At 73.8% G+C, this 1,967-nt stretch carries 4 protein-coding genes; all 4 read right to left on the bottom strand.

The window, feature by feature from the left end; all coding sequences use genetic code 11:
- Nucleotides 1-49: 49 nt before the first annotated feature.
- A complete protein-coding gene (locus tag DQW06_RS16350; protein ID WP_013151395.1) occupies nt 50-565 on the bottom strand; it encodes a hypothetical protein in 516 nt (171 codons plus the stop codon).
- A gap of 83 nt (nt 566-648) precedes the next feature.
- The gene (locus DQW06_RS16345; protein ID WP_013151394.1) at nt 649-960 is read right to left on the bottom strand and encodes an MTH1187 family thiamine-binding protein; all 312 of its coding nucleotides are present in this window, start codon (nt 958-960) and stop codon (nt 649-651) included.
- Between the two features lie 44 nt (nt 961-1,004).
- Nucleotides 1,005-1,487, bottom strand: a complete 483-nt coding sequence (locus DQW06_RS16340) for a DUF2550 domain-containing protein (protein ID WP_013151393.1) — start codon at nt 1,485-1,487, stop codon at nt 1,005-1,007.
- A gap of 27 nt (nt 1,488-1,514) precedes the next feature.
- Nucleotides 1,515-1,904 carry a F0F1 ATP synthase subunit epsilon gene (locus DQW06_RS16335; protein ID WP_013151392.1) on the bottom strand — a complete coding sequence of 130 codons (390 nt, stop codon included), beginning with the start codon at nt 1,902-1,904 and terminating at the stop codon, nt 1,515-1,517.
- Nucleotides 1,905-1,967: the final 63 nt, after the last annotated feature.

Below are 1,967 nucleotides of genomic sequence, written 5' to 3'. Positions count from 1 at the left end.
GGGAGGGCGGGGGCGCCGGACACTCCGGGACGAGGGCGGCCCCGGCCCCTCAGCACTCGGGCGGGAACTCCTCCTCCGGGACGAACTCCGCCTCGGCCGACCCCCCGGCGGCGGCGTACACGCCCTGCTCCTCGGCCAGCACCCCGGTCGTGAACGCGACCGTGCCGATGTCGTGCTCGGTCTCCTCGCCCGGCGGGGCCTCCCGCGAGCCGATTCCGACCGTGTACTCCTCCCCCTCCGACTCCGGGACCAGACGGTAGACCTGCCGTCCGTCGCCGTCGGTGATCCGCCAGGCGTCACCGGGGGCGGCCAGGTCCACCTCGGTCCGGTTGCCGTCGAAGTCGCGGGTGGCGATCAGGTGGATCCGCTGTCCGCCGCCGGTCAGGTCGATCTGGCGGGGGGAGGCGTCACCGCACCAGGCCACGACCAGCACGGGGAACACGTGCGCGGCGGAGAAGTGGCCCGTGGCCACGGCGCCGACGTGGCCGCCCGAGGGCTGGCAGGCGGCGAGCAGGGGGACGAGGAGGGCGGGGCCCAGGAGCCGGGGAAGTCGCGAGGCGAGCATGGAACCGCATCCTGCCGTGTCCGGCCGCCCAGGGGAAGAGGACACGGGGCACGGCCGCGCCGCGCCCCGCGAAAGGCCCGGTCTCAGGCGTCGCCGAGTTCGCGTTCGACGGCCTCGACCTTGCTGCGCAAGCCGTCGGTGACGCCCTCGCGGACGTCGGCCTTGAGGGTGAGGCTGACCCGGGAGGCGCCCTCCCCCGCGGCCTGCACGGCGCGCTTGACGACGTCCATGACCTCGTCCCACTCACCCTCGACGCTGGTGAACATGGCGGAGGTCTCGTTGGGCAGTCCGCTCTCCCGGACCACCCGCACCGCGCGTGCGACGGCGGGGGCGACGGACTCACCGGTTCCGAGAGGGGCGACGGAGAAAGCGACGATCGTACTCATGTCGGCCATGCTAGGCACACGGGGGCGCGCGGGGGAACCACCCACGCGCAAACTCAGCTCTCCCAGTGCGTTCCCGGGGGCATCGACTCCAGCCACGACAGGAAGCCGGTCTGGGTGCCCTCGCCCATGGCGATCTCGTAGGCCGCCTCGCGGGGGTCGGAGCCGTCGGCGAGCAACCAGCCCACCTGGAGCACCGTGAGGTCCGCGGGCAGGCCCTCGTCCCCGGCGGGGGCGCGCCGCCCCACGACGACGAGACCGCGGCGCGACAGCCTGGCTGTCGGCCGCGGTCTGAGGGAGAAGATCGGGAACCAGCCCAGGTTCTCCGTGCCGTACCGGCCGAAGCCGATACGCCAGGACCCCCTGCGGCCCCGCGCCCCGACGGCGCGCAGGTAGCACTCCACCGCGCCGCCGCGCCGTACGAGGATCCAGCGGCGCAGGGTGACGGCGAGCGCCAGCGCCAGCAGGACGACGAGCAGGGCGAGGAACACCCACAGCGCGGACTCCCACCAGGGTGCTCCGGGCCGGAGCCGTTGCATGCCCACCACTCGTCCCGCCGTCCTACGCTAGGCGACTTCCTCGCCCGCGGCCCGCAGACGGCTGCGGGCACGGCCCAGGGCGACGTTGTCGCCGGACTCGGCCGCGCCCTTCAGCGCCGTACGCGCGCGGTCCACATCGATGTCCTCGGCGAGCTCGGCGGTCTCGGCGAGGATGGAGACGCGTCCCTCACCCGAGACCGAGACGAACCCGCCGTGCGCGGCGGCCCGGACCTCGCCGGTCTCCCGCGCGCCCAGCACGCGGACGACCGCGTCGTGGGCGAGCAGCGACAGCACCGGGACGTGCCCGGGCTGGACGCCCATCTCACCCTCGACGGTCTTCGCGATGACCATGTCGCCCTCGCCCGCCCAAATCTCACGTTCGGGCGAGACGATCTCGACGAAAAGCTTCTTCGACACTGCCACAAACTCCTCGGCTAGCGGGTGATTCGGCCGGGCCGGTCCCCGACAGCGGTCGGGGAC

Source organism: Nocardiopsis sp. TNDT3 (assembly GCF_003427465.1).
In the GTDB taxonomy this organism is placed as follows: domain Bacteria; phylum Actinomycetota; class Actinomycetes; order Streptosporangiales; family Streptosporangiaceae; genus Nocardiopsis; species Nocardiopsis dassonvillei.
This window is presented reverse-complemented; position numbering and strand designations above follow the sequence as displayed.

Coding starts and splice junctions, on each gene's coding strand:
- DQW06_RS16350 (WP_013151395.1), bottom strand. CDS start 565: ATGCTCGCCTCGCGACTTCCCCGGCTCCTGGGCCCCGCCCTCCTCGTC.
- DQW06_RS16345 (WP_013151394.1), bottom strand. CDS start 960: ATGGCCGACATGAGTACGATCGTCGCTTTCTCCGTCGCCCCTCTCGGA.
- DQW06_RS16340 (WP_013151393.1), bottom strand. CDS start 1,487: ATGCAACGGCTCCGGCCCGGAGCACCCTGGTGGGAGTCCGCGCTGTGG.